Genomic DNA, 25,076 nt, shown 5'->3' on the forward strand with positions numbered 1-25,076 from the left:
GTACCGGACGACGCGTCCGTGCCGGGTGGGGGGAATCACAGGGCGTTTCCCCGGCCGGCACCGCGCGCAGAAGGGACCGCTGACGGCGATGCAGATCCGGCTGACCGTCCTCGCGCCGCCCAGCGGCCAGACCCCGGCGCGCGCCTGCGATGTGCTGGTCACCGCCCCCGCGGGGACGGCGCTGGCCTCCGTCGCCTCGGGCCTGGCCATGGCCGTCGCCGGTCCCGACGGCTCCCTCGGCAGCGGTGCGGTGGTGCTCTTCGCGGGCCGGGAGCGGCTGGACGCCCAGCGCTGTGCCCTCGGGGAGCCGCCCCTGGTCGACGGCGCGGTGCTCTCGCTCCAGGCGCCCGGCGAGGACGAGACCGCGGACGACGCGGTCCCCGCCCAGCTGCAAGTGGTCGCCGGTCCCGACGCGGGCGGGGTCCATCTGCTGCACGGCGGCACGGTCCGCATCGGCCGCTCGGCCGAGGCCGATGTCCCGCTGGACGACCCCGACGTGTCCCGGCTGCACTGCGAGGTGACGGTCTCCGAGGACGGCCGGGTCGCGGTGGCGGACCTGGGCTCCACCAACGGCACCTCGCTGGACGGGTCCGAGGTCCACGACCGGCCGGTCCGGCTGGCCCCGGGGGCGCTGTTGCGGCTCGGCGAGTCGACGCTCCGGCTGGCCTCCGGCGCGCGCCCTCCGGCGCTGCCGACGACCCCGGACGGCGAGGGCCACCTCCGGGTGGCCCGGGTCCCGGCCCCGCCGGCCGCCCCGGCCCCCGAGGCCGCCCGGCCCGCCCACGACCGGCCCGCCCCCGACGAGCCCGCGGCCAGGCCCGGGTCCTCCGCCGGGCATCCGGGCCGCTTCCCGGAGCAGGAGGCGCCCCGGCGCGGCGGCATAGGGGCCTGGGCCCGACGGCTCAAGGGCGCCCGGGCCGAACCGGTGCCCGCGAGCGCCCCCGCCGAGCCGGTCCCGGCCGCCCCCGAGACGTTCACCTCGCTGCCCACCGCCCCCGAGGGCACCTGGCCGGATCCGGCCGCCGTCCTGCTGACCGCGCTCGGCCCGGGCCCCCGGCTGTGGGAGCGCGATCCCGCGCACCCGGAGGCGCTGGTGGTCCGGCTGGGCACCACCGACCGGGCCGACCTGCCCGCCGTGCCGGTGACCGTGAGCCTGCGCGAGGCGGGGTCGCTGGGGCTCGCCGGGCCCCGGGAGCGGCTGGCCGGGCTCGCCCGGTCCGCCGTGGCCCAGCTGGCCGCGCTGCACTCCCCCGCCGACCTGGAGATCGTGCTGATCAGCACGGACCGGGCGCGGACCACGGAGGAGCGGCGGCGCGAGTGGGCCTGGCTGGGCTGGCTGCCCCATCTGCGCCCGATGCACGGCCAGGACTGCCGGCTGCTCGTCGCGTACGACCGCGACCAGGCGCTCGCCCGCACCGCCGAGCTGGTCCGCCGGCTGGACGACGGGCCCCTCGGCCCCGGCTGGGCGAGCCAGGACGCGGCCACGGTCGCCGAGGCCGCCCGTGCCCACGAGGGCCCGTTCACGGTGGTGATCCTCGACGGCGACCCCGGCGCGGCGGTCCTCCGCGAGCACACGGCCCGGCTGGCCGCGGCCGGCGCGGCGGCGGGCGTCCATCTGATCTGTCTGGCCGAGACCCCGGCCGCGACGCCCACCTCGCCGGTCGCCGCGACGTACGAGGCCGCGTGCCACGCGTCGATCGCCTTCCGCGAGTGCGGGGCGGTCGGGATGCTGAGCGGTGACGTGGCGACGGCCCTGCGGCTGCTGCGCACGGCGGGCGGCCGGGCAGCCGGCCACGGCACGGTGGCCTCCGTGGACGCGGTGTCGGCGCACTGGGCCCAGCGGTTCGCCCGGGCGCTTGCCCCGCTGCGCGCGGAGGGCTCGGCCGCGCTGCCGGGCCGCCAGGTGCCGGTGGCGCTCCCGCCGTCCGCCCGCCTCCTGGACGAGCTGGGCCTGGCCCGCGCCACCCCGGCCTCCCTGATGGCCCGCTGGGCGTCCACGGCGGACGACCGCGCGGCGCCCCGGGTGGGCGCGCAACGCACGGCGGCGGAAGCGCCGGACTCGGGCCGCACGGCGTACCCGTCCGCGACGACGACGGGCTCGGGGCGCACCCCTTACCCGGGCACGACCACGGGCGACTCGGGCCGCACGGCGTACCCCCGCACCGGCGACTCCGGCCGCACCCCGTATCCCGACAGCGCCACCACGGGCTCCGGCCGCACCCCGTACCCCCGCACCGGCACCGGCGACTCCGGCCGGACCCTGTACCCCGACAGCACGACGACCGGCCCGGGCCGCACCCCGTACCCGGGCACGACCACGGGCGACTCGGGCCGCACGGCGTATCCCGACAGCGCCACCACCGGCTCCGGCCGCACCCGGGTCAGCGGTCCCCGGCAGGCCGACGGGCCCCAGGTCGCCGCGCGGGGCGGCGACACCGGGGGAACGGGGACGCAGACCGCCACGCGTACCGTCCCGCGGCCGGCCGTACATGCCGGGCGGCCCGTCGTCGTGCTCGGGGCCGGGCCGCGCGGGCCGGTGAGCGTGGATCTCGCGGACGAGGGGCCGCACCTGCTCATCGAGGGCCCCGGCGGCAGCGGGCGGACCGAGCTGCTGCGGGCCGTCGCGGCATCGCTGGCGGCCGCCGCCCGGCCGGACCGGCTGGGCATCGTGCTGGTCGACGGGGCAGGGGGCGAGCGCGGCGAGTCGCTGGGGCCGTGCACGGAACTGCCGCACGCGTTCACGCACCTGGTGGCCTCGGACCCGGTCCGGATGCGGGAGTTCGCCCAGGCGCTGGGCGGCGAGGTGAAGCGGCGGGCCGAGCTCCTCGGCGAGCTGGACTTCGCCGAGTGGCACAGCCGCCACGAGGACGGGCACACGGCCGCGCCCATCCCCGAACAGCGCGGCGACATCGAGGCGCCCCTCAGCGGCACCCTGCGCCTGCGCCCGGGGGCGGGCCGCCCCGTGGACCCGGGCCCCTCGCCGCTGCCCCGACTCGTGGTGCTCGTGGACGACTACGACGCGCTCATAGCCCCGGCGCTCGGGAGCCCGGGCCGCCCGGCGGCCGGTTCGGTGGTGCGGGCGCTGGAGGCGGTGGCCCGGGACGGCGGCCGGCTGGGCATCCACCTGGTCGCGGCCTCGGCCCGCCCCGACCGCACGGAGGACACGGAGCTGGCCCGCGGCGCGCGGCTGCGCATCGTGCTCGATCCGCCCGCGGTCCCGCCCTCGCCGGACGAACCGGCGCCGGGCCGGGGGCGGCTGGGGCATCCGGACGGGCGGGTGACGCCGTTCCAGGGGGGCAGGGTGACCGGCCGCATCCCGCGGACGGCGACGCTGCGGCCGACGGTCGTCCCGCTGGAGTGGGAGCGGATGGGCGACCCGCCCACCCGCCGCCCGGTCCGCGAGCTGGGCAACGGGCCGACGGACCTGGCGCTGCTCGCCAGCGCCCTGGAACGGGCGGCGCGTTCGGTGAACGCACTCCCCCTCGCGCCCCTGTCCACCTGAAGGCCGTCCCAGCCGCGCCCGAGTCACGCCGGAGCCGCCCTCGAACGACCCCGCGCGGGGCCGGAACAGGGCGGCCCGATCGTCCCCCAATGGCCGGATACCTGCACTGACCTCACGTCACGAGGGCATCACGATCAACGACTTGGGGCCGAGGACGGTATTGCGGCAGCGGGACGCCGGGCATAGGACTGTGCGCACACGACGACGTGACGCACGACCGGCAGCGCTGGCTTCCCGACCCGATCCGGCGCCCGGCGGGCGCACGCGGACAGAGAGACGGGGCAGGAATGCGCACAACCCTACGGATTCGCAGAGCGGCCGTGGTGTTCAGCGCCATCGGCGCGCTGGCCCTCACCGGCTGCGGCGGCGACGGTGACGGCGGAGACAAGAAGCCGGACGAAGGCGGCTCCACGACGGGCAAGGGCTCCACGCCGACCGTCGCCTTACCGAAACTGGACGGTGAGAAGCTCTCTGTCGCCGCGGTCTGGACGGGTCCGGAACAGGCCAACTTCGTCAAGGTCCTCAAGGAGTTCGAGAAGCGGACCGGCGCGACGGTGACGTTCGTCCCGGCGCAGGACCCGATCGTCAACTTCCTCGGTACGAAGATCGCGGGCGGGCAGCCGCCGGACGTCGCGATGATCCCGCAGGTCGGGGCGATCCAGCAGGCCGTGGCGAAGAAGTGGGCGAAGCCGGTCGGCGCCGAGGCGAAGGCCCAGCTGAGCAAGAACTACGCGCAGGTCTGGCAGGACCTCGGCGCGGTGGACGGCACCCAGTACGGGGTGTATTTCAAGGCCGCCAACAAGTCGCTGGTCTGGTACAACACCAAGGCGTTCGAGAACGCGGGCGCGAGCGAGCCGAAGACCTGGAAGGACTTCCTGGCGACCGCCGAGACGGTGTCCGCCTCGGGTGTCACCCCGGTCTCGGTCGGCGGCGCGGACGGCTGGACGCTGACCGACTGGTTCGAGAACGTCTATCTGTCGCAGGCGGGCCCGGAGAAGTACGACCAGCTCGCCCAGCACAAGATCAAGTGGACCGACCCGTCCGTCAAGGACGCGTTGACCACGCTGGCCCAGCTGTTCGGCAAGCCGTCCCTGATCGCGGGCGGCGCGGACGGCGCGCTCCAGACCGAGTTCCCGGCGTCGGTCACCCAGACCTTCACCGGCGGCGACCAGCCCAAGGCCGCCATGGTCTACGAGGGCGACTTCGTCGGCGTCAACATCGCGCAGACGAAGGCGAAGATCGGCACGGACGCCAAGGTCTTCCCGTTCCCCGCGGTCGGCGCCGAGTCGCCCGTGGTGACCGGTGGCGACGCGGCCATCGCGCTGAAGGACGGCAAGGGCGCCCAGGCGCTGCTGACCTGGCTGGCCTCCGCGGACGCCGCGAAGATCGCCGCCGAGCAGGGCGGGTTCATCTCACCGAACAAGACCCTGGACCCGGCCGCGTACCCGAACGACGTGCAGCGCACGATGGCGAAGGCGCTGATCGCCGCCGGGGAGGCCGTCCGGTTCGACATGTCCGACCAGGCGCCGCAGTCGTTCGGCGGGACGCCCGGCAAGGGCGAGTGGAAGACCCTCCAGGACTTCCTGAAGAACCCGAAGGACATCGCGGGGACTCAAGCCAAACTGGAGTCCGACGCGGCCAAGGCGTACAAGAGCTGACGGCATGACGACAGCGGCAGCGGGGGGCGCCGACGAGGCGCTCCCCGCCGACAGGCAACGGTCCGGCGGGCCCAGAGTGCCCGCCCCCAGGAAGGCCGCCCCGGCCGGGACCCCGGGGCGCGCGCCCCGGAGCGTGACCGGCACCCGCCGGGTGATCGCGGCGCTCTTCCTGCTGCCCGCGCTGGTGCTGCTCGGGGCGCTCGTCGTGTACCCGATCGTGTACTCCGTCTACCGGTCGTTCTTCGACCAGGCGGGTACGGGCTTCGCCGGCATCGACAACTACAAGACGCTGTTCACGGACGACACCATCCGTACGGCGGTCAAGAACAACGCGATCTGGGTGGTCTTCGCGCCGACGGTCTCCACCGCGCTCGGGCTGATCTTCGCGGTGCTGACCGAGCGCATCCGCTGGGGCACGGCCTTCAAGCTGATCGTCTTCATGCCGATGGCGATCTCCATGCTGGCCGCGGGCATCATCTTCCGGCTGGTGTACGACCAGGCGCCGGAGCGCGGGGTGGCCAACGCGGTGTGGGTGGGCGTGCACGACACGTTCGCCGAGTCCGCGGGCTTCCCGAAGGCGCATCCGCTGCCCGTGGCCCCGCTCAAGGCTGCGGGCGGCGGGACCTTCGTGACGAAGGCGACCGTGCACGCCGGGCAGCCCGCCCTGCTGCCCCTCGTCGGGGTGCTCCCGGCGAAGATGCCCGGCGACGCGCAACCGGCCAAGGCAGCGGCAGCGGCCGGGGACGGGGCGATCACCGGCACCGCGTGGCTGGACTTCACCAAGGGCGGCGGCGGCAAGCCCAACGTCATCGACGCCAAGGAGCTCGGGCTCAAGGGCCTGAAGGTGGAGGCCGTCAAGGGCGGCGAGGTCGTCGCGACCGCCAAGGCCGCGGCGGACGGCACGTTCACGCTGCCCGCCGCGGCGGACGGCGCCGAACTGCGCCTCCCCGCCTCCAACTTCCGGGAGCCGTACAACGGAGTGGACTGGCTCGGCCCGACGCTCGTGACGCCCGGGATCATCGGGAGTTACGTGTGGATGTGGGCGGGCTTCGCGATGGTGCTGATCGCGGCGGGCCTGGCCGGTCTGCCGCGTGAACTCCTCGAAGCGGCCCGGGTGGACGGGGCCAACGAGTGGCAGGTGTTCCGCCGGATCACGGTGCCGATGCTCGCCCCGGTCCTCGCGGTGGTGCTCGTCACGCTGATGATCAACGTGCTGAAGGTGTTCGACCTGGTGTTCATCATCGCGCCGGGCTCGTCCCAGGACGACGCCAACGTGCTGGCGCTCCAGCTGTACCGGTCCTCGTTCGGCACGGACGCGGATCTCGGGGTCGGCAGCGCCATCGCCGTACTCCTGCTGCTGCTGGTGATCCCGGTGATGCTCTTCAACATCAGGCGGATACGGAAGGAGGGGCGCCGATGACGACACCCTCGGCGACGGCGACCCGGTCGCTGGGCGCACGGATCGCGGCACGGGCCGGCGGCGGCGTGATGCGGGCCGTCCTGGTCCTGGTGGCCCTGTTCTGGCTGATGCCGACGATCGGGCTGCTGCTCTCCTCGCTGCGCAGCCCGGACAAGATCGCGTCGACCGGCTGGTGGCAGGTCTTCACCGCCCCCTCCGAGCTGACCGTCGACAACTACTCGCGGCTGCTCGACAATTCGGCGATCACGGACTCCCTGCTCTCCACGGTCATGATCACCGTGCCGTCCACACTGCTGGTCGTGGTGATCGGCTCGCTCGCGGGATACGCGTTCGCCTGGATGGACTTCCCCGGCCGCGACTGGTGGTTCCTGCTGGTCGTGGGGCTGCTGGTGGTCCCCGTACAGGTGGCGCTGATCCCGGTGTCGAAGCTGTTCGGCGAGATCGGGATCTTCGAGACGACGCTCGGTGTGGTGCTCTTCCACACCGCGTTCGGGCTCCCGTTCGCGATCTTCCTGCTGCGCAACTTCTTCGCGGAGATCCCCCGGGAGCTCCTGGAGGCCGCGCGGCTGGACGGGGCGGGTGAGATACGCCTCTTCACCCGGGTCGTGATGCCGCTGGGCGGTCCGGCGATCGCCTCGCTCGGGATCTTCCAGTTCCTGTGGGTCTGGAACGACATGCTGGTCGCGCTGATCTTCGCGGACTCCGGGTCCCCGCCGATCACGGTGGCGCTCCAGCAGCAGGTGCGCCAGTTCGGCAACAACATCGACGTGCTGGCGCCGGGCGCCTTCGTCTCGATGGTGATCCCGCTCGCGGTGTTCTTCGCCTTCCAGCGCCAGTTCGTCTCCGGCGTGATGGCGGGGGCGGTCAAGTAGCGGTTGCGTCACAGAGCGGGGCACTCCGGCCGGCCGGCGGGGGTGCCCCGCAGCCGTGTGACGCCCCTGGTCGCGGGCCTGGCGGGCGCCCGTCATGGGCCCGCGCGCCCCGTATTGCCCAAGGTTCACTTACTGTCCCGGGTAGTATGATAAGTGGGGCCTTCATCAGCCGCGCGGTCGACCGCTCACGGGCCCGACGCGCCCGTCTCTTCGGCCTTCGTACGCCCGCCCGCCCCCTGACCCGTCCTGCGGAGCCCGCCCCAGTACGCTGTGTGCTCTCCCAGTACGCACAGTCCGAGAAAGAGTCCGTATGCCCCGGCTGAGTGTCATCATCCCTGTCCGTCGCGCCCGAGGAAGCCTGCGCGAGTGCCTGGAGTCGGTGCTCTCGCAGTCGTTCACGGACATCGAGGTCATCGGGGTGGACGACGGCGCTCCGGACGGCTCGGGCCTGGTCCTGGACGAGTTCGCCGCGCGCGACAGCCGCGTCCGGGCCGTGCACCTGGAGCCGGGCGCCGGGGCGCACGGCCGGCGCAACGCCGGGATCGAGGAGGCCGCCGGCGAGTACGTCCTCTTCCTGGAGGGCCACTACGTCCAGCTGCCCGGCGCGCTGCAGGCAGTCGCGGACCGGCTGGACGCCACCGGCGACCCGGACGTGCTGCTGTTCGGACACCAGAAGCGCCCCTTCCGCGGCAAGGTCCGCTCGACGCGGTCGCTGGAGAAGCTGGAAGGCATGCCCGAGGGCCCGTTCACGCTGGCGAAGCGCCCGGACCTCCTGGACATCGCCCCGGTCTCCTGGAACCGCGCGGTCCGCCGCGCCCTCCTGGAGCGCGAGACGGTGACCTTCGGCCCGGGCCCGCACGGCGAGCGGATGTACGCGCTGGCGACCGTCGCCGTCGCCGCATCGGTGGCCACGCTGGGCACCGCCTGCGTCGAGCACCGCCAGCAGCGCCACCTGCCCGCCCTCGTGGACGACGTGGAGCCCCGGACGGGCTCGACCCCGCTGGAGCTGGTCGAGGCGTACGACGCGCTGATGACCTTCGTGGAGGCGCGCCCGGCCCTGAAGGACGTGCGCGGGCTCCTCTTCGACCGTGCGGTGCAGGAACTGCTGGCCGCGTACCCGACGGTGACCAAGCGCCGCCGGCAGTACGTCGGCGCGGTCGGCGCTTTCCACGGTGCGCACCGCCCGGAGGGCTTCAAGTTCCCCGGCGGCGCCAAGGGGCTGCGCCCGCAGCTGATGGGCGGCGGCAAGTACACCGCGCTCGGCGCTCTGGACACCGCGCTCGCCACCCGCCGCAGCCTGCGCGCCGCGCCCAGCACGGCCCGCGCCAAGGCGAAGAAGCAGTTCACCAAGCGCTACTACAAGGCGCAGCGCAAGCTGCCCCTGGACCCGAAGCTGGCCGTGTACGCCGCCTACTGGAACCGCGGCGTGAGCTGCAACCCCGAGGCGATCTACCGCAAGGCCAAGGAGCTGGCGCCCGACATCCACGGCGTGTGGGTGGTGTCGAAGAAGAACGTGGACTCGGTGCCCAAGGGCATCGACTACGTGGTGCCCGGGACCCGCCGCTACTGGTCGGTGCTGGCCCGTGCCACGTACTTCTTCAACAACGTCAACTTCCCGGACCACCTGGTCAAGCGCCCCGGCCAGATCCATGTCATGACCCACCACGGCACCCCGCTGAAGATCATGGGCATGGACCAGCAGAACTACCCGGCCGCCGCCCAGGGGCTCAACTTCGACCGGCTGCTGAAGCGCGTGGACCGCTGGGACTGGAGCGTCTCGGCCAACCCGCACTCCACCGAGGTGTGGTCCCGCGCCTACCCGAGCGCGGCGCGCCCGCTGGAGACGGGCTACCCGCGCAACGACGTCTTCGCGACGGCCACCGAGGAGCAGATCGCCAAGATCCGCGAGGACCTGGGCATCCGCCCCGGCCAGCGCGCCGTGCTCTACGCGCCGACCCACCGCGACTACGAGGCGGGCTTCACCAACCGCCTGGACCTGGACCGGTTCTGCGCGGCCGTCGGCCCGGACACCGTGGTCCTCATGCGCGCCCACTACTTCTACGGCGGCTCGGGCCTCCCGGAGAACGCGTCGGTCATCGACGTCTCCACGTACCCGCGCGTCGAGGACCTGTGCCTGGCGGCGGACGCGCTGGTCACCGACTACTCCTCGGTGATGTTCGACTACGCCCACCTGAACCGCCCGATCGTGATCCTCGCCCCGGACTGGGAGACGTACCGCACGGTCCGCGGTGTCGTCTTCGACCTGCTGTCCGGGCAGCCGGGCGAGACGCCGGGTGCCGTGGCCACGGACACGGACGAGCTGGCGGCGATCTTCACCGACGGCAGCTGGAACAGCCCGGAGAACGAGGCGCTGCTGAAGGCGTTCAAGGAGCGCTTCTGCCCGTACGACGACGGCCGCGCCGCCGAGCGCGTGGTGCGCCGCGTGCTGCTGGGCGAGGACGCCTAGCCGTACGACCGACCCGTACGACGCCGAGGGGCCCGTCACCGGAACGTTCCGGCGGCGGGCCCCTCGGCGTGGCGTCTCTAACTTTGCTGACCGGCCATGACCGTGATCAGGCCGACCACCACGAGCAGCGAGCCGCCCCAGGTCCACAGCGAGGTCCGCTCGTGCAGCACGGTCGCCCCGGCCAGCACGATCAGCAGGTAGCCGAGCGCGTTGAAGGGGTACGCGACGGAGAGCGGCACCTTGGCCAGCGTCGTCATCCAGGCGAGCGCGGACACCGCGAAGACCAGCAGCCCGAACACCACCCAGGGGCTGCCCGCGGCACGCAGGGCGACGGACCCGCCGTCGCGCCCGGCGGCGGCCGCGGCGCCCTTCATCCCGTGCTTGAGCATGATCTGGCCGCCCGCCGACGAGAACACGGCGAAGAGGAGCAGCAGCACACTGGGGAGGGTCAAGGACTTGCTCCTGACTGCGGGGGCGGGGGGTTCGGGCGCCCGGGCGGGCGCGGGTCCGGGGCGGGGCGCCTCAGACACCGACCCGGTCGGCGGGGACGTACTGTCGGTTGAGGATGTCCTGTACATCGACGTGCTCTCCAGCGATGATCGTCTCGGCCGCGTGCGGGGTGAGCAGCGCGACGTGCTGATAGCCGAACAGCGTCGGCCGGACGCGGGTCAGCAGCCTCGACGCCCCGCCGAGCACGGCGGCGAGCGGTCCCCGGCCGAGCAGCGACCAGAACGGCGCGCCGGTGGAGGAGAGTTCGAGGACGTCGTAGCCGGCGGCGCGCACGGTGCGGCGCAGGCTGGCCCGGGTGAAGAAGCGCAGATGCGTTTCGTCGAGGATGCCCCGGCGGTCGTAGTCGAAGGCGCCGACGGCGACCCGCAGCCGGGAGTACCAGTGGCTGAAGTTGGGAACGGACAGCAGCATCCGGCCGCCCGGCCGCAGCACGGACGCCGCCTCGGCGAGGACGCGTTCGGGGCGTGACAGGTGCTCGATGACGTCACCGGCCACCACGTAGTCGAAGCCGCTCCCGGCCTCGGCGGGCAGCCCCTCCTCCAGGTTGGCGAGGTGGAAGTGGCTGCACCGGTCGCGGACGCCGGGCACCTCCACGTAGTCGACGCCGGTCACCTCGTGGCCCAGGGACTCCAGCCGCTCGGCGAACAGCCCGCCGGAGCAGCCGAGGTCGAGGACGCGGCCGGGGGGCAGCGCGCGCATCTTGTCCAGGATGACCGCGTGCGAGGAGCCGTCGCCCTCCTTGAAGGCGTACTCGACGGGCTTGGGGATCCACCGGCAGGTCCCGAACCCCTTGACGGCCAGCCGGTATTCGAGGACGTCCTTGACCACGTCCTTGGCGTACTTCATGCCGTTGACGTAGCAGATCTCGTCGCCGTAGTAGGTGGGGACGGGGATCTCCTTGATCCGCATGCCCGCGTTCAGCAGCTGCACGATGATCTGGGTGTCGAAGTCGAAGGCGTCGGTGTTCCGGTCGACCGGCAGCTGCTTGAGGGCGGCGACGCTGTACGCGCGGTAGCCGGAGTGGAATTCGGTGAGGTCCGAGCCCAGGAGGCCGTTCTCCAGCCGGGTGAGGATGCGGTTGCCGAGCCACTTGTACATCGGCATGCCGCCCTTGAGCGCGCTGCCGGACGTCATCATCCGGGACCCGAACACGGCTTCGCACTCGCCGCGTTCGATCGGCGCGACCATCTCGGGCAGCAGCTCGGGGGCGTATTGCCCGTCGCCGTGCAGCAGCACGATGATGTCGAGTCCGTGTTCGGCGGCCAGCGCGTATCCGGCCTTCTGGTTGCCGCCGTAGCCGAGGTTCTTGGTGTGGCGCATCACGACGGTACGGGGCATGCCCTCGGCCTGCGACCAGCGGCAGCCCGCCGTGAAGGTGGCGTCGTGACTCGCGTCGTCGAGGATGAGGATCTCTTCGATCCGCGACCGGAAGTCCTCCGGGATCCGGTCGAGGGTCTTCTCCAGCGTTGTCTCCGCGTTGTACGCGACCACCAGGATGCCGATCCTGGGGCTCGGGCTTTCCTTCACGGGGCGTTCTCCAGTTGCGGTCGGGGACGGGGTTGCGGGATCAGTCGACGGTGGAGCAGGAGCGGAATTCCGTACGGGGTGCGGAGACCGTTGCCCGCTCGGTGGGGAGGGCGTCCGGGGGCGTGGCGAGGATGCGGCGGGCGCCGGTGAGCAGGCCCGCCGCCAGGACGAACCAGCCGGCCGCGCCCAGGTACAGCACGGGCTCGCTCCAGCGCACGGCGGAGCGCCCGCTGTAGCCGAGGACGGCGACCAGGCCGACGACCGCGCTGTACGCGAACCCTTCGACCGGGCCGAGCACGAACATCCCGGCGGCGGCCCAGGTCAGGTACTGGAGTCCGGACGCGGTGGACAGGAGCAGCAGCAGCCCCAGCGTGACGGCGACGACGCCGGGCGCCTCGGCGGGCCGCAGCCAGGCGAGCCGGATCCCGGCGGCCACGCAGAGCAGCACGAAGAGGAAGTGGCCGCCGCCCTGCATGAAGGCGATGACCGGCTCGGGCATCCCGAGGACGTCCGCGAACCGGACGAGCCCCCAGAGCCGGTAGCTGCCGCCCGCGTACTCCAGGACGTTGTGCGTCAGGTCCAGGGGCACGGTCAGCAGCGCCGGGCCCCACACGAGCGCGGTGACCCCGGCGAACCCGGCGGCGAAGCGGACCAGGACCGGCCGCCCGCCGCGCAGCGCGGTCACGAAGAGGGCCGGGATCACCACGACCGGGATGAACTTGACGCTGATCGAGAGCGCCGCCGCGAGGCCCGCCGCGAGCGGCGCCTTCCGGTCGGCCAGGAGGTGGGCGGCGGCCAGCGCGAAGGCGACGGCGACGGCGTCGGTGTTGCCGTGGTAGCCGGAGGTCGCGATGAGCACCGGGCTGACGGCGACGCCGATGCCGCAGAGCATCGCGGTGCGCACGGTGGCGCGGCGGCGGACGATCTCGAACACGAGGACCGCGCAGGCGAAGTCGGCGGCCGACGCGGGGACGCGGATCAGCGTGGCGAAGGAGAAGCCGAGCTCGGTGAGGCGGTCGAGGCCCAGCAGCATCCACCCGGCCAGCGGCGGGTGGTTGTAGACGGGGAGCCCGGGCAGCGGGTGCGCGTAGATGCGGACGGGGCCGTACCCGGTGATGGCCTTCGCGAACCCCGCGAAGATCCGCACGTCGGCGGGGCCGGGCGAGTTGGCCGCGATGATCATGCGGGTGAGGAGGCCCGCGGTCGCCGCGACGAGCACGGCGGCCCTGGCCTGCCGCACGTCCGTTTCGCCCCACATTCGGATACCCATGAAAGCAGAACGTAGCAAGGCGGCGACGCTATGCGACGCAGCGAATCGTCACCGTGGCGTAAACAGCGGCCCCGGACACGCCGATGCCCGGCCGGTGCGGACCGGCCGGGCGTCGTGGCTCCCTCAGGGGCGGCTACAGCATGCGGTCGACCACGCGGGCGGTGGCCCGGCCGTCGTCCAGGTCGCAGAAGTCGTGCCGGAACTGCTCGTACGCCTTGGCGTGTCCGGCGATGGCCTTCTCCGGGTCCTTCAGCGCGGCGATCAGGTCGTCGGAGCCCGGGATCAGGGGTCCGGGCGCCCGCTTCTCGAAGTCGAAGCTGAACCCGCGCAGCGTGTCGCGGTAGTGCTCCAGGTCGTACGTGTGGAAGAGCATCGGCCGCCCGGTCTGGGCGAAGTCGAACATCAGCGAGGAGTAGTCGGTGACCAGGGCGTCGCTGATGAGCATGAGTTCGCCGACGTCCGGGTAGCGCGAGACGTCCTTGACGAAGCCCGTACCGCTGTCCGGGAGCCGGTCGGTGACCATGTAGTGACGGCGCACCAGGAGCACCGTGTCCTCGCCGAGTTCGCGCTCGGCGGCGGCCAGGTCGAGCTGCAGGCCGAGCGAGTAGCGCCCGCCGCCGAGGCGCTGGTCCTCGCGCCACGTCGGTGCGTACAGGACGACGCGCTTGCCGGCCGGGATGCCCAGCTTCTCCCGTACCGCGGTGGCGACCTTGGCGCGGTCCGCGGCGTGGAAGATGTCGTTGCGCGGGTAGCCGCACTCCAGCACCTCGCCCTCGAAGCCGAACGAGCGGCGCAGGACGGGCGTGGAGTACGTGTTCGGCGAGACCAGGAAGTTCCACTGCCTGGCCCGCTCGGCGAGGGTCGCGATGTACCCGGCGTTCGCCTGGGCGGTGCCCGCGAGTTCGAGGCCGATGCGCTTGAGCGGGGTGCCGTGCCAGGTCTGGACGACCGTCTGGTCCTCGCGGCGCACGAACCACTCGGGCAGCTGCGTGTTGGTGACGATGTAGCGGCTGCGGGCCAGCGCCTCGTGCCAGGCGGCCGAGCCCTGCTCGACGGCGGTGGTGCCCTCGGGGACGATCGCCTGCTGGTCGCGGACGACCCAGATGTGTTCCACCTCGGTGCCCCGGCGCACCAGCTCCTCGTACACCGCGCGCGGCGAGTCCGAGTACTGGCGGCCGTCGAAGGTGCTGTAGAGCGCGGCGGCGCGCAGCGGCTCGGAGCGCTGGGCCGCGTACGCCTCGCTCAGCAGGCGCTTGGCGCGCGGGCCGCGCTCGGCGGCGCTGAGCACGGAGCCGGAGACGACGAGGAGCTGGTCGCCGAAGCGGCGCTCCAGGGTGTAGTCGCGGCCGCCGAGCGTGCGGGTGGCGGGCAGCGTGTGGAAGGCGGAGGCGGGGAGCCGCAGCGCGCGGTCGCCGCTCTCGTCGGCGGCGCCCTTGTCCCGGAAGAAGAAGTACCAGTTGCCCTCGCCGAGCGGCACGGCACCGCCCGGTCCCTCCACGGCGTCCGGCCGCAGCTCGGCCCGGAAGCGGCGGGCGCTCTCGGGGCCGGTGAACTCGACCGGGAAGACCTGCTCCTCGCGGTGGGCGCTGTTCTGCGCGATCAGCTCGACCGGGTGCTCGGGGTCCTCGGGGTAGGTGCCCTCCAGGAAGAGCCGGCCGTCGTCCGTCCAGCTGGCCAGCTCGACGGCGGGCTGCACGGGACGGTCGGCGATCACCAGGTTGCCGCGCGCGCTGACGGTGAGGGCCAGCTCGCGGCGGCCGCCGTCCGGCCCGTCGGCGAGCGGGTAGCGGCCGGGGTGGACCGAGCCTGGGGCGTCGAGCGACGCCTTCAGGCCCGTACCGACGAGGTGGATGCTGTACGCGACGTTCTTCGGGGCGTCCTCGCCCGCGGGGCGGTTCTCCTCGACCGCGGCGAGCGGCAGCTCGGCGGTGAAGCGGTTCCAGCCGGCACCCGCGCCGGTGCCCACGGTGACGGGGACCTCGACGGTGGTCTTGCTGGCGCCGTGCGTCAGGACCAGGGTCAGCTCGTCCTTGACGAGGCGGGCGCGGACCACGCCGGAGACCTTGACGGTGCCGGGCCGCTCGCCCGGGCCGTGGGTCTCGAAGCGGGCGTCGACGCGCTCGGAGTGCAGCACCAGCTTGTCGCCCTCGAAGGCGGAAGCGATGCGGTGGTCGCCGTCGGGGCGGTGGACGGGCGGAGCGACGGACGCCTCGCGGACCGAGGGGAAGGAGCGGCGCAGCAGACCGCCCCGGGCGATGCCGACCTGGAACTGGAAGGTGAGCTGCTTGGGGCCGCTGTCCCCCTGGATGCGGAGCTTGGAGGCGTCCACGGAGGTCTCGAAGCCGGCGCGGTGGTAGTCGTGCAGGCTCTGCCGGGAGCGGGCGGTGGCCTCGGGCTCGTCGGTGCGGCGCAGCCGGAGCGGGACGACATGGCGCCGGCCGGCGCGCAGCCAGCCGATCCGGAACTCACTGGCCCCGGAGCTGACCGGCAGGTTGCGGATGTACGCGTAGCCGCTGAGGTGCAGCTTGCCGTCGCGCCACTGGGCGTCGCGCAGCCGGGCGGCGAGCGGCAGGTCGCGGTCGCCGACGCGCGCCACGGGGGCGGGCAGCGGCCGGGTGAGCACGGGGTAGTGGGCCACGCGCTTGCGCAGGCCGCTGACCTCGAACGCGCCGGGTTCCCGCTTCTCCTGGAGGAGCAGCGCCAGCAGCTCGTCCATGCGGTGCTCGCGCACCAGGTACCACATCACGCGCAGGCGCAGCGGCAGCCCGTCGAGCACCGAGGGGTCGACCTGGTCGATGAACTTGTTGGTGTACGTGAGGAACGCGTCCCGGTACTCCTGGTCACCGTCCGGCAGGACCTCCATGAAGTACCAGAGGTCGTTGGCCAGCGCGTGGGCCTCGTAGTGGTTCTTGTCGGCGGGGGTGCGGTTCTCCGCCAGGAACTCGGAGACGCCCTGGACGTGGGCGACGCGGTCGTGGATGCCGCGGACGACGGCCCGGCTGGTGGTGATGGAGCCGGGGCGGTCGCGCCAGTAGTAGACGGGGTCCTTGACGATGTCGACCGAGCCGGCCAGGAAGTGGGCGGGCAGCACGACGGGGATGTCCTCGTACAGCGCGCCGACCGGGAAGGCGAACTCGTGCTTGTCCCAGAAGGAGCGGCGGAAGACCTTGTTGCAGGCGATGCGGTCGCCGAGGAGGTCCAGGTCGCGCGAGACGTGGGTGCGCTTGCGCGTGGTGGCCATCGGCTTGCGGAACATCGGCGACTGCACCAGCTTGCCGCCGGCGCGCAGCCGCAGGACGTTGCCGGACGCCAGGTCCGAGCCGGTCTCCTCCAGCGATTCGACCAGCAGCTCGTAGGCGTTCGGCGGGATGATGTCGTCGCTGTCGCAGAAGGCCAGGTAGCGGCTCTCCGGGTGGGCGTTGCGGAAGCCGGTGTTACGGGCGTGCCCCAGTCCGCCGTTCTTCTGCCTGACCAGCTTGAAGCGGTCGTCGCTCGCGGCGAACTCGGCCGCCAGCGCGGCGCTGCCGTCGGTGGACCCGTCGTCGACCATCACCACCTCGAGGTCGGTCATGGTCTGCTCCGCGAGGGACTTCAGACAGTCCGTCAGGAAGAGTTCCACGTTGTAGACGGGGACAACGACACTGAGCCGTGGCGGCATGTTGAGCACGTCCGTTCATCAAGGGCCTGGCTATCCGTAGGGCTCAACCGCAGAGGCGGTCGGGGGTCACCGGTTACGGTCCCGAACGAGTGACTGCGCCTGCACCGTGCTCGCCCCGTGCACATGCTCCGGAAGGCCCGGTGGGCGGCCCGCCCACCAGATTAACCGATCGAAGGGTGACCCCTACAAGCACGCTGGCACACCCCCGCGAGCCCTCACCCGGCGGGGTCGGCACCCTGTGTGAGCGCCGCCACTGCGGAGGCCGCGAGGTCGTCCAGATAGCCCGGGGGCAGCTCGCCCCGGACCACCGCGAGCCGCCAGTAGAGCGGGCCGACGATCAGGTCGAGGGCGCGGTCGGGGTCGCTGCCGGGCGGCAGCTCGCCGCGCGCGACGGCGTCCCGGACGACCACGGCGGCGACGCCCTGCTGCGGGTCGAGCAGAGCGGCCTTGATGGCGTCGGAGATCTCCGGGTTCCTGGCCGCCTCGACCAGGAGGTCCGGGATGACCTGGGAGGCCAGCGGGTGGCGCAGGGCGTACGCGGCCAGTTCGAGGACCGCGCGCACGTCCCCGTACAGGGAGCCGGTGGCGGGGGCGGGCATGCCCTGCGCGGCGACGGCCGAGACCAGGTCCAGGACCAGGTGCAGCTTGGACTTCCAGCGCCGGTAGACGGCGGTCTTGCCGACGCCGGCCCGGCGGGCGATGCCCTCGATGGACATCCGGGCGAACCCGACCGCGGCGAGCTCGGCGAACACCGCGCTGCGGATGGCGTCGGTCACGTCCTCGCGCAGGACGGCGGCTCCCGCCGGGGCTCGGCGGCGGCTTCCGGGGTCGGTGGTCATGGCGGAATCATAGTCCGCGACGACGAAACGGTTGCGTTCCGACGTGAGTACGTCCTACCCTCGGCGTTGCGACGATACGGTCCCGTCCCGTCGCAGGGCGCGTCTTTCCCGCCCGCACGCCGTGCCCCCGCCTGCCCGCCTCCCGTCGAAAGCGATCGTGGTGAGCCAGACAACAGCCCCGGCCCCGGTGGACAGCCCGCCGCCCCTCTCCCCGCCCGTGTACGGCTCCGGCGAGCTCGCCGCGCTGGCCGAGCGCCACGGGCTGACCGTGAGCGGCGCGCGGCCTTCGCTGCGCGCGTACGTACGTCAGCTGTGGGGGCGGCGGCACTTCATCACGGCCTTCGCCACGGCCAGGCTGACCGCCCAGTACAGCCAGGCGAAGCTGGGCCAGGTCTGGCAGATCATGACCCCGCTGCTCAACGCGACGGTCTACTACTTCATCTTCGGCATCCTGATGAAGACGAAGCACGGTGTGCCGGACTTCGTTCCGTTCCTGGTCACGGGCGTCTTCATCTGGACCTTCACCAGCTCCTCGATCACCGCCGGCACGCGGGCGATCAGCGGCAACATCGGGCTCGTACGGGCGCTGCACTTCCCGCGCGCCTCGCTGCCGATCGCGCTCGCCCTGCAACAGCTCCAGCAGCTGCTGTTCTCGCTGGGCGCGCTGGTCCTGATCCTGCTGGCCTTCGGGCAGTACCCGCAGCCGGCCTGGCTGCTCGCCGCCCCCGCGCTGGCCCTCCAGGCCGTGTTCAACACCGGCATCTCGATGGTCATGGCCCGCCTCGCCGCGCGCACCCCGGACATCGCGCAGCTCACCCCGTTCGTGCTGCGCACCTGGATGTACGCGTCGGGCGTGATGTGGAGCATGGACACGATGCTGAGCGGCGACCGGGTGCCGGACTGGGTGAAGCTCGCGCTCGAACTGAATCCGGCGGCCGTCTTCATCGACCTGGTGCGCTTCGCGCTCATCGACAGCTTCGGCGCGAACCAGCTGCCCCCGCACGTCTGGGCGGTCGCGGCCGGCTGGGCGCTGGTGTGCGGCGCGGGCGGCTTCGTCTACTTCTGGAAGGCCGAGGAGAGTTACGGACGTGGCTGATTCCCTGATCCCGACGGTCGTCGTGGACGACGTCCACATCACGTACAAGGTCAACGGCGCCCGTACCGGCCGGGGCAGCGCCACCTCCGCGCTGAGCCGGATCGCGTCGCGCCGGCAGGCCCCGGGGGTGCGCGAGGTGCACGCCGTCAGGGGCGTCAGCTTCGCCGCGTACAAGGGGGAGGCGATCGGGCTGATCGGCTCCAACGGCTCGGGCAAGTCGACCCTGCTGAAGGCGATCGCGGGCCTGCTCCCCGCCTCGAAGGGTCGCGTCCACACCCACGGCCAGCCCTCGCTGCTCGGCGTCAACGCCGCGCTGATGGGCGACCTGACCGGCGAGCGCAACGTGGTGCTGGGCGGCCTCGCGATGGGCATGACGCGGGCGGAGATCCGGGAGCGCTACGACGAGATCGTGGACTTCTCCGGCATCAACGAGAAGGGCGACTTCATCACCCTGCCGATGCGCACGTACTCCTCCGGCATGGGCGCCCGCCTCCGCTTCTCGATCGCCGCCGCGAAGAACCACGACGTCCTGCTGATCGACGAGGCCCTCTCCACGGGCGACGCCCGCTTCCAGCAACGCAGCAAGGCCCGCATCCTCGAACTGCGCGAACAGGCCGGCACGGTGTTCCTGGTGAGCCACCACAACAAGTCCATCACCGAAACCTGCGACCGAGCCCTGTGGCTGGAGTCCGGCACCCTCCGCATGGACGGCCCGGCCAAGGAAGTCATGGCGGAGTACGAACGCTTCACGAAGAAGCGATAGCCGCACAACGCCCTCAAGCGCCGGCCACATCAAGCCTGCCCGGCGCTTGAGGGCATCCTTTGAGCCCGTCCGGCGATTGAGGACAAAGGGGCGAGCGGCCACGAACCCGCAGCCGCCCACCCCACCCGCGTCGCAGCCTAGGCGTGCGTACGCAGCAACGTCCGCATCGTCCGCATGGCCACCGAAAGATTCGCCAGATCAAACGCGTCCGACCCCTGGATCTCCTCCAGCGTCGACCGCGACCGGGCCAGGATCGCCGCGTTCTTGTCCTCCCACGCCTCGAACCGCTCCTGCGGCGACGACGCCCCGTCGCCCACGGCCAGCACATCGGCCGTCAGCGCCGCATGCGCCGCGTACAGGTCCTCGCGGATCGACGCCCGCGCCATCGACTGCCAGCGGTCCGCCCGCGGCAGCTCGATGATCCGGTCCATCAGCTGCGTGATCCCCAGCCGGTCCGCGAGGTCGTAGTACACCTCCGCGACGGCCAGCGGCTCCTTGCCCGTACGGTCCGCGATCGCCACGATGTCGAGCGTGGGGAAGGCGGAGGAGAACCCGGCGACGCGCTGCGCCAGCTCGTCCGGGACGCCCGCTTCGGTCAGCTCGTCCAGGATGCCCTGGTACCACTCCTGGTCGGCGCCCTTCAGCATCTTCGGCAGCGCCGCCCAGACCTGCTCGACACCGTCGCGGAAGAAGTCGACCGTCTCGGAGATCGCCAGCGGCTGCGGCCGGTTGCCCAGCAGCCAGCGCGAACCGCGCTCGACCAGCCGCCGAGAGTGCAGCCGGATCCGGGTCTGGACATCGGCGGCGACCTTGTTGTCGAGGGCTTCCACCGCGTCCCAGACCTCGCCGAGCCCGAAGATCTCGCGGGCCGCGAACTGCGCGCGCACGATCTCCTCGATGGAGGCCCCGGTCTCCTCCCGCAGCCGGTGCAGGAAGGTCGAACCACCGCTGTTGACCGTGTCGTTGACCAGCACCGTGGTGATGATCTCGCGCCGCAGGGCGTGCCCGTCGACCGCTTCGGAGTAGCGCGTGCGCAGCTGCTCCGGGAAGTAGGCGTGCAGCAGCTTCTGGAGGTGCGGGTCGTCCGGCAGGCTGGTCCCGATCAGCTCCTGCGCCGCCGTGATCTTGGTGTAGGCGAGCAGCACGGCCAGCTCGGGCTGCGTGAGCCCCTTGCCGGCGTTCAGCAGCTCGCGGATCTGCCGGTCGGTGGGCAGGAACTCCAGCGCCCGGTCGAGGTAGCCGTCGCGACCGAGCCGCCGCATGAAGCGCTGCTGGGCGTGGAGCAGGGAGGGCGCCTGCGCGACCGAGTTGGCCAGGGCCGTGTTCTGCGCGTAGTTGTTGCGCAGCACCAGGTGCCCGATCTCGTCGGTCATCTCGGCGAGCAGCTTGTTGCGCTGCTTGACGGTCATGTCGCCGTCCCGCACCAGCCCGTTGAGCAGGATCTTGATGTTGACCTCGTGGTCGGAGGTGTCCACCCCGGCGCTGTTGTCGATCGCGTCGGTGTTGATCCGGCCGCCGTCGCGGGCGAACTCGATGCGCCCGAGCTGGGTGGCACCGAGGTTGCCGCCCTCCCCGACGACCTTGGCGCGCAGGTCGGCGCCGTTGACGCGGATCGCGTCGTTGCCCTTGTCGCCGACGTCCGCGTTCGACTCGGCGGTGGACTTGATGTACGTGCCGATGCCGCCGTTCCAGAGGAGGTCGACGGGGGCCTTGAGGACGGCCTGCATCAGCTCGGCGGGCGTCATCTTGGTGACCCCGGCCTCGATGCCCAGCGCCTCGCGGATGTGGGCGTTGACCGGGATGGACTTGGCGCTGCGCGGGTGGACGCCGCCGCCCGCGGAGATCAGGTCCTTGTCGTAGTCGGCCCAGGAGCTGCGCGGCAGGTCGAAGAGGCGGCGCCGCTCGGCGTAGGAGGTGGCGGCGTCCGGGTTCGGGTCGATGAAGATGTGCCGGTGGTCGAACGCGGCGACGAGCCTGATGTGCTCGGAGAGCAGCATGCCGTTGCCGAACACGTCGCCGGACATGTCACCGACGCCGACGACCGTGAAGTCCTCGGTCTGGGTGTCGTGGCCGAGCTCGCGGAAGTGCCGCTTGACGGACTCCCAGGCGCCCCGGGCGGTGATGCCCATGCCCTTGTGGTCGTAACCGGCCGAACCGCCGGAGGCGAACGCGTCACCGAGCCAGAAGCCGTACGCGACGGCGACCTCGTTGGCGATGTCGGAGAACTTCGCGGTGCCCTTGTCGGCGGCGACGACCAGGTACGTGTCGTCCTCGTCGTGCCGGACGACGTCCTTGGGCGGGACGACCTCGCCGGCCACCATGTTGTCGGTGATGTCGAGGAGCGCCGAGATGAAGGTGCGGTACGCGGCGATGCCCTCGGCCATCCAGGCGTCCCGGTCGGACGGGTCGGGCAGCTGCTTGGCGACGAAGCCGCCCTTGGCGCCGACCGGCACGATGACGGTGTTCTTCACCATCTGCGCCTTGACCAGGCCCAGGATCTCCGTACGGAAGTCCTCGCGCCGGTCCGACCAGCGCAGGCCACCGCGGGCGACCTTGCCGAAGCGCAGGTGAACGCCCTCGACGCGCGGCGAGTAGACCCAGATCTCGAACGCCGGGCGGGGCGCGGGCAGGTCCGGGATGGACTGCGGGTCGAATTTCATCGAGACGTACGCGTGCGGCTCACCGTCGTCCGCGTGCTGGAAGAAGTTGGTGCGCAGGGTGGCCTTGATGACGGTGAGGAAGGAGCGCAGGATGCGGTCCTCATCGAGCGAGGCGACCTGGTCGAGGGCCCCGTCGAGCTCTTCGAGGAGCCCGTCGGTCAGCTCCGTGCCCGCGCTCTGGCGGCCCGGCGACATCCGGGCCTCGAAGAGCGAGACGAGCAGCCGGGTGGTGTGGACGTTGTTCTGGAGGGTGGACTCCATGTAGTCCTGGCTGAACGTGGAACCGGCCTGGCGCAGGTACTTCGCGTAGGCGCGCAGCACCATGGCCTGGCGCCAGTCGAGCCCGGCGCTCAGCACCAGCGCGTTGAAGCCGTCGTTCTCCGCCTCGCCGGTCCACACGGCGGCGAAGGCGTCCTGGAAGCGCTCGCGCGCCCCGTCGGCCAGGTAGCCGCCGTTGGCGGTGGCCTGCGGCATCCGCAGCCCGAAGTCGTAGATCCAGGCGTGCGTACGGTCGGCGCAGCGCAGCTCGTACGGGCGCTCGTCGACGACCTCGACGCCGAGCCGCTGGAGGGCGGGCAGCACGGCGGAGAGCGAGACCTGCTCACCGGTGCGGTAGATCTTGAAGCGGCGCTCGCCGGGGGCGGCGCCGACCGGCTCGTACAGGCTGAGCGAGAAGTCCCGCTCGTTCTCCTTGAGCGCTTCGAGGTGGACGAGGTCGGCGACGGCGGCGCGCGCCGAGTGGTCGGCCTTGTAGCCCTCGGGGAAGGAGTGCCCGTACTGGCGGAGCAGTTCGGCGGCGCGCTCCTCGCCGCACTCGGCGTTCAGCGCCTCCTGGAAGCCGTCGGCCCAGGAGCGGGCGGCCTCGACCAGGCGGCCTTCGATGCGGTCGGTCTCGGCGTCGGTGAGGCTGGGCAGCTCGCTGCCGGGCGGGACGCGGACGACGAAGTGCAGCCGGGAGAGGATCGATTCGGTGTTCCAGGCCGTGAAGTCGACGCTGGTGCCGTTCAGTTCCTCCTTGAGGATGTCGATCAGCCGCAGCCGGACACCGGTGGTGTAGCGGTCGCGCGGCAGGTAGACGATCGCGGAGTAGTAGCGGCCGTACTCGTCCTGGCGCAGGTAGAGGCGCAGCCGGCGCCGCTCCTGGAGGTAGAGCACCGAGGTGACGATCGAGCGCAGCTGGTCGACGGGCGTCTGGAACAGCTCGTCGCGGGGGTAGGTCTCCAGGATCTGGAGCAGGTCGCGGCCGTCGTGGCTGTGGGGCGTGAACCCGGCGCCCTCCAGCACCTCGGCGACCTTGCGGCGGATGACGGGCACCCGGCGCACGGACTCGGTGTAGGCGGCGGACGAGAAGAGGCCGAGGAAGCGGCGCTCACCGATGACGTTGCCATCGGCGTCGAACTTCTTCACGCCGACGTAGTCGAGGTAGCTGGGGCGGTGCACGGTCGCCCGGCTGTTGGCCTTGGTCAGGACGAGGAGCTTGTGCTCGCGGGCCTTGGCACGGGCGTCGGCGGGCAGCCGGTCGAAGGACGGGCTGACGGGGTGCGCCTCGTCCTCGGTGTGGTGCGGGTCGGAGCGCAGGATGCCGAGTCCGGTGCCGGGGACGGCGGCCAGCGAGTCGGTGTCCCGGAGCTCGTACTCGCGGTAGCCGAGGAACGTGAAGTGGTCGGCGGCGAGCCAGCGCAGCAGCTCCCGGGCCTCGTTGATCTCGTCGTCGGCGAGGTCGTCCAGCGGCTCGCCGGGCAGGTCGTCGGCGATCCGGAGCGCCGCGCCCCGCATCTTCTCCCAGTCCTCGACGGTCTCCCGTACGTCGGACAGGACGCGCAGCAGGTCCTGCTGGATCTGCTTGAGGTCCGCGCGGTCGGTCTCGCGGTCGATCTCGACGTGGATCCAGGATTCGACCAGCGCGTCGTGCGGCAGGCCCGCCTTGGCGTCCTTGGGGCCCTTGCCGCCGTCCCGGCGGGTGCCGTCGGTCAGGACCTCGACCAGCTTGCCGGTCACGTCGCGGCGGACGACGACCTGCGGGTGGATCACGACGTGGATGCCGCGGCCCTGGCGGGAGAGCTCGTTGGTGACGGAGTCGACCAGGAACGGCATGTCGTCGGTGACGACCTCGACCACGGAGTGGCTGCACGTCCAGCCGTTCTCCTCGACGGTCGGGGTGTGCACCCGGACGTTCGCCTTGCCCTGGGGGCGCTCCTCGGCCAGCCGGTAGTGGGAGGAGGCGGCACCGAAGACGTCGATCGGGTCCCGGCCCACGATGTCCTCGGGGGCGGTGTGCAGGTAGTAGCGCTGGAGGTAGGAGAGCAGGACGTCCTGGCGCGAGTGCTCCTGCCCGGCCCCCGAGCCGTCGGCCCCGGCGGACGCGACGTGCACCCGGGGGGCACCGTCCGGCCCGCCGACACCACCGCCCGGGCTGTTGTCAGCTACCTTGGCGGCCCGTGCGAGCAGCTCGGCCTTGGCTTCGTCCAGCTTGGTCTGCATGTCCTCTGGCTCCTGTCGCGCGCCGTTGCGTGACGTAGGTGAAAAGGTCGGCGTAACGCCACGACGCGGGGTTTCCGGTCGGGGTCGACGCTATGCCGCGATGAGAGACCGCCGGGACCGTATCGGCCGTTTCCAGTGGCCGGTCCGGGCGGGAGGGATCAGCCGAGGCAGCCCGGGCACGGTGGCGCTCCGGGCGCGGGCCGGGGGCTTCACTGCCCCCGAGGCATATCGCGCTGATCACGGCACCAGGCTATCTCGCCCGCACCGGTGACCGTCACGATCCGGATGTGTACAAAAGAAGCCCACGAAATTTGACACTCTGGACAGCGCGAACGCGTCGTCCGAAACCCTCG

13 protein-coding genes are annotated in these 25,076 nt (G+C 72.2%); 7 read left to right on the top strand and 6 right to left on the bottom strand.

What is annotated here, in order from left to right; all coding sequences use genetic code 11:
- Window positions 1–88: 88 nt before the first annotated feature.
- The 5 genes from OHS17_RS12475 to OHS17_RS12495 all read left to right on the top strand — a co-directional run bounded on the left by OHS17_RS12475 (window position 89) and on the right by OHS17_RS12495 (window position 9,919).
- Complete coding sequence (locus OHS17_RS12475) at window positions 89–3,502, top strand: FHA domain-containing protein (protein ID WP_330312220.1); 3,414 nt, start codon at window positions 89–91, stop codon at window positions 3,500–3,502.
- Between the two features lie 287 nt (window positions 3,503–3,789).
- Window positions 3,790–5,160 (top strand): ABC transporter substrate-binding protein, encoded by a 1,371-nt coding sequence (locus OHS17_RS12480; RefSeq protein WP_199780841.1) that lies wholly within the window; start codon window positions 3,790–3,792, stop codon window positions 5,158–5,160.
- Window positions 5,161–5,293: 133 nt separating this feature from the next.
- A complete protein-coding gene (locus OHS17_RS12485) occupies window positions 5,294–6,580 on the top strand; it encodes a carbohydrate ABC transporter permease (RefSeq protein ID WP_330315236.1) in 1,287 nt (428 codons plus the stop codon).
- Window positions 6,577–7,452: a carbohydrate ABC transporter permease gene (locus tag OHS17_RS12490; RefSeq protein ID WP_330312221.1), complete on the top strand. Its 876-nt coding sequence runs from the start codon at window positions 6,577–6,579 to the stop codon at window positions 7,450–7,452. Before OHS17_RS12485 ends, OHS17_RS12490 begins: the two co-directional genes overlap by 4 nt.
- A gap of 310 nt (window positions 7,453–7,762) precedes the next feature.
- The gene (locus OHS17_RS12495; protein ID WP_330312222.1) at window positions 7,763–9,919 is read left to right on the top strand and encodes a bifunctional glycosyltransferase/CDP-glycerol:glycerophosphate glycerophosphotransferase; all 2,157 of its coding nucleotides are present in this window, start codon (window positions 7,763–7,765) and stop codon (window positions 9,917–9,919) included.
- 77 nt (window positions 9,920–9,996) lie between these two features.
- On the opposite strand, the gene OHS17_RS12500 is transcribed toward OHS17_RS12495, so the two are convergent.
- The 5 genes from OHS17_RS12500 to OHS17_RS12520 form a co-directional block, all read right to left on the bottom strand.
- Window positions 9,997–10,371 (bottom strand): EamA family transporter, encoded by a 375-nt coding sequence (locus OHS17_RS12500; protein WP_202542688.1) that lies wholly within the window; start codon window positions 10,369–10,371, stop codon window positions 9,997–9,999.
- A 70-nt stretch (window positions 10,372–10,441) separates the two neighbouring features.
- Window positions 10,442–11,956, bottom strand: a complete 1,515-nt coding sequence (locus OHS17_RS12505) for a bifunctional glycosyltransferase/class I SAM-dependent methyltransferase (RefSeq protein WP_330312223.1) — start codon at window positions 11,954–11,956, stop codon at window positions 10,442–10,444.
- A gap of 40 nt (window positions 11,957–11,996) precedes the next feature.
- Window positions 11,997–13,214 (bottom strand): glycosyltransferase family 39 protein, encoded by a 1,218-nt coding sequence (locus OHS17_RS12510; RefSeq protein WP_443066170.1) that lies wholly within the window; start codon window positions 13,212–13,214, stop codon window positions 11,997–11,999.
- 145 nt (window positions 13,215–13,359) lie between these two features.
- A complete protein-coding gene (locus tag OHS17_RS12515) occupies window positions 13,360–16,884 on the bottom strand; it encodes a bifunctional glycosyltransferase/CDP-glycerol:glycerophosphate glycerophosphotransferase (RefSeq protein ID WP_443066133.1) in 3,525 nt (1,174 codons plus the stop codon).
- Between the two features lie 215 nt (window positions 16,885–17,099).
- Window positions 17,100–17,723: a TetR/AcrR family transcriptional regulator gene (locus tag OHS17_RS12520; RefSeq protein WP_330312226.1), complete on the bottom strand. Its 624-nt coding sequence runs from the start codon at window positions 17,721–17,723 to the stop codon at window positions 17,100–17,102.
- 157 nt (window positions 17,724–17,880) lie between these two features.
- On the opposite strand from OHS17_RS12520, the gene OHS17_RS12525 reads away from it, so the two are divergent.
- The gene (locus OHS17_RS12525) at window positions 17,881–18,819 is read left to right on the top strand and encodes an ABC transporter permease (RefSeq protein ID WP_383167618.1); all 939 of its coding nucleotides are present in this window, start codon (window positions 17,881–17,883) and stop codon (window positions 18,817–18,819) included.
- Window positions 18,812–19,582 (top strand): ABC transporter ATP-binding protein, encoded by a 771-nt coding sequence (locus tag OHS17_RS12530; protein ID WP_330312227.1) that lies wholly within the window; start codon window positions 18,812–18,814, stop codon window positions 19,580–19,582. Before OHS17_RS12525 ends, OHS17_RS12530 begins: the two co-directional genes overlap by 8 nt.
- A 137-nt stretch (window positions 19,583–19,719) precedes the next feature.
- Here OHS17_RS12530 and OHS17_RS12535 read toward each other — a convergent pair whose 3' ends face one another.
- A complete protein-coding gene (locus tag OHS17_RS12535) occupies window positions 19,720–24,723 on the bottom strand; it encodes an NAD-glutamate dehydrogenase (protein ID WP_330312228.1) in 5,004 nt (1,667 codons plus the stop codon).
- Window positions 24,724–25,076: the final 353 nt, after the last annotated feature.

This window comes from Streptomyces sp. NBC_00523 (genome assembly GCF_036346615.1).
Classification (GTDB): Bacteria; Actinomycetota; Actinomycetes; order Streptomycetales; family Streptomycetaceae; genus Streptomyces.